A 3,245-nucleotide genomic window follows, 5' to 3' on the forward strand; every position below is an offset into this window, starting at 1 on the left:
CCGTGCCGCCAGCGAGCGGGCCGTGCTGGGGCCGACCGCCGCCAGCCGCACCCCGGCGAGGTGCCCGGCCCCCAGCCCCAGCCGTTCCAGGTGCTCGAAGAGGGCCGTGACCGCCTGGTTGCTGGTCAGGAGCAGCCAGCCCACCCCCGACAGGTCGCGCAGCCGGGCGTGCAGGGCGGCCTCGTCCGAGGTCGGCGCGAAGCGGATCAGGGGCACCTCCAGCACGTCGGCTCCCCGCGCCCGCAGCACGTCCGAGAGGCTGCTGGCCCCCTCCCGCGTGCGGGTGACCGCCACCGTGCGCCCGGCGAGGGGACGGCCCGGAGTGGTCATCGCGCCTCCCCCTCCCCCGCGTCCTGCAAGGTCCGGAAGAGGTCGGAATCCTCGAACCAGCGCAGCGACTCGCGCAGCCGCACGACCTCGCCCACCACGGTGACGGCGGGGGCTTCCAGCCCGGCCTCGCGCACGGCCTGGGCGATGGTCGCCAGGGTGCCCGTCGCCACCCGCTGCCGCCCGGTGGTGCCCCACTGCACGGTGGCAGCGGGCGTGCCGGAGTCGCGCCCCGCCGCGATCAGATCGGCGCTGATCTGGTCCAAATTACGGACCCCCATCAGCAACACCAGCGTGTCCACCCCGGAGAGGCGCTCGTAGTGGGCGCCGCCCTCCCTGGTGTTGCCGGTCAGCACGGCGAAGCTGCGGGCCAGCTCGCGGTGGGTGACCGGGATTCCGGCATAGGCGGGGGCCGCGACCGCGCTGCTCACGCCGGGAATCACCTCGAAGGGCACCCCGGCGGCCACGCACGCCTCGGCCTCCTCGCCGCCGCGCCCGAAGACGAACACGTCGCCGCCCTTGAGCCGGGCGACCCGCTGGCCCCCGTTCTCCTGCGCCTTCTGAACGATCAGCGCGTTGATCTGCTCCTGCGAGATGTACTCGGAAAAGCCCTTCTTGCCCACGTAGATCGTCTCGGCGTCCGGGCAGTGGCGCAGCAGCTCGGGGTTGGCGAGGTAGTCGAACAGCACCACGTCGGCCTCCCGCAGCGCCCCGGCCCCCCGCAGCGTGAGCAGCCCCGGATCGCCCGGCCCGGCCCCGATCAGCGAGACGAAGGCGCGGGAGGTGGGGGCGGCAGAAGCGTCGGTCATGGCAGACAGGCTAGCGGGCCGGGGGCGGGACAGATGGGGGTGGGCTCAGGCGTGGTCGGCGGTGCCCCTGTCCAGCCCCACGGGGGCGTCGGGAAGGTCGTCCGGCGTCGGGACCGTGTAGGAATGCGCGAGGTGGGTCATCTCCAGCGACTCGTGGCCCCGGTTCACGATCCGGCCTCCCGCGTGGGCTGCCACGCTCAGCAGGGTGAGTTCCCAGTTGCGCCGCTGCCCGGCGTGCGCCCCGAAGATGTAGGCGAGGCGGTCGAAATGCGAGTTGGTCCGCAGCAGCGACTCGATCTGGAGGATGACGTGCCCCGGCTCCCCCTGCGGGTAGACCCGGAAGTCGGAGGTGCCCGCGTCGGGGTGCAGGCGCAGGGTGCGGACCCGGAAGCCCAGGGGATCGATATGCTCCACGACCACCCGGCCCCGGCGCACCAGCATCATCTGAATCCACAACCGGGTGCCCACCTCGACGGGCGGAATGGGGCCGTCCAGCCCCCGGAAGTACGCCAGCCACTTGGGGGCGTGATCGGGCAGATGCTCGCGCCAGTGCCGGGCGATGTCCTCCGGGTCGCGGGTCGCCCCCTCCAGTTCCACCCAGTAGCGGCGGCGGGTGAGCGGCCCCACGCCGTCCTCGGGACCCGACGGGCGCAGGGGGTCGGGCGGCCCCTTGAGGGCGTAGGCGGCGGCGGCGAGGGCAGGCAGGGCGAGCAGGCGGGTCAGTCGGGACCGTGCAGGGTTGGGCATGGGTGAAAACCTCCGGGGGCACACTCCGGCGGGGAGCCGGGCAGTGCGGGCAGGCTAGCCGCTGCGCCGCCGCCGGGGGCACGGCCAGGGTTCATCCAGCCGAAAGGGAGCAGGATGGGGAGATGACGCCTGATCCCCTCCCCCGCCTCGCCCGCGCGGAAGCCGCCGCACACGCCGGGTATGGAGTGAACGGCGCGGTCGCCCGCTTCGGTCCGCTGGTGGCGGTCCACGCCGGGCCGAATCTCCCGGTGGACACTGCCTGGCATGACGGCACGGCCGGGCTGACAGAAGCTGATCTGGACGGCTTCGAGGCCTTCAGCGCCGGGCATGGGCAACCCGCGACGCTCCACGTCCTCTCGCACGCCGCGCCGCCCGTGCTGCCCGCTCTGCGTGCGCGTGGATACGCCCTGGACTACGTCCTGCACGCCTGCACGCACAACCTGACCGACCTGCCTCCCGCCCCCACCCTGACCGTCCGCGAGGAACCGGACGCCGACCTGTGGGCCGATCTCTCCTCACGCGGCTTCGGGCCGGGGACGGAGGCGGATGATGCGCCTCGTGGCCCATGCGCCCGGCACCGTCCGGCTGGTGGCCGAGGTGCAGGGGCAGCCCGCCGGGACCGCCGCGCTGAGCGTGACCGGGGGTGTGGCGGCGTTGTACGGCACCTCCACCCGGCCGGAGTTCCGGGGGCGGGGCGTGCAGACGGCCCTCCTCGCCGCCCGCCTGCACCGCGCCGCTGACTCCGGGGCCGAGTTCGCCAGCGTGTTCGTGACGCCGGGGTCGGGCAGCGAGCGCAACGTGCGGCGGGCCGGGTTCCGGGGGGCGGGCGTGCGGCTGACCTTCACGCGGGCGGGGTAAGCCCGTTTGCCACCCGCACCGCGTCGCGCACCGCCGCGCACACGGCCTCCTGCACCAGCGCGACGAGCAGGAGGGGGTCGGCGGGAGGCCGGGTGCCCGTGCCGAGTACGAAGGCGCTGTCCCCGTCCCAGGGGGTGTGGCTGGGGTGAATGACCCGCCCCAGCGCGGTCTGGGCAGCGTCCGCGAGGCGGCGGGCCTCAGGCTTGGTCAGCCGGTGCTCGGTGGCGACCGCGACCAGGGTGGTGCTTTCCACGTCGCCGGGAGTAAAGGCGGTCGCGCCCGGTCCCACCCCCGGCCCGGCCAGCACGCTGCCGCGCTCGTCGAGCACGTCCCCGATGGGATTCACGACCGCCAGCGCCCCCACCGCGACCCCGTGCCGCTCCAGGTGTACGCTGCCCAGCCCGCCCGGCACCGCCCCCGCCCCGAGGTACTTGCCCGCCGTCGTGCCCGTCCCCGCTCCGACGCGTCCGCGTTCCACCGTGCCTGCCGAGGCCGCCCGCGCCG

3 protein-coding genes and 1 pseudogene are annotated in these 3,245 nt (G+C 74.6%); 1 reads left to right on the top strand and 3 read right to left on the bottom strand.

Annotated elements, in window-relative coordinates; translation table 11 throughout:
- Positions 1–1,136 (bottom strand): annotated as a pseudogene (gene cobA / locus QOL99_RS16005) (uroporphyrinogen-III C-methyltransferase); the annotation flags it as partial.
- A gap of 45 nt (positions 1,137–1,181) precedes the next feature.
- Positions 1,182–1,883 (bottom strand): DUF1990 family protein, encoded by a 702-nt coding sequence (locus QOL99_RS16010; RefSeq protein WP_285525284.1) that lies wholly within the window; start codon positions 1,881–1,883, stop codon positions 1,182–1,184.
- A gap of 546 nt (positions 1,884–2,429) precedes the next feature.
- Here QOL99_RS16010 and QOL99_RS16015 point away from each other — a divergent pair.
- Complete coding sequence (locus tag QOL99_RS16015; protein ID WP_285525285.1) at positions 2,430–2,741, top strand: GNAT family N-acetyltransferase; 312 nt, start codon at positions 2,430–2,432, stop codon at positions 2,739–2,741.
- On the opposite strand, the gene QOL99_RS16020 is transcribed toward QOL99_RS16015, so the two are convergent.
- Positions 2,725–3,245, bottom strand: a 521-nt coding sequence (locus tag QOL99_RS16020) for a P1 family peptidase (protein WP_285525286.1), incomplete at its 5' end; no start/stop codon positions are given. The two genes, QOL99_RS16015 and QOL99_RS16020, sit on opposite strands and share 17 nt — an antisense overlap.

Origin of the sequence: Deinococcus rhizophilus (assembly GCF_030271215.1) — a bacterium.
Classification (GTDB): Bacteria; Deinococcota; Deinococci; order Deinococcales; family Deinococcaceae; genus Deinococcus; species Deinococcus rhizophilus.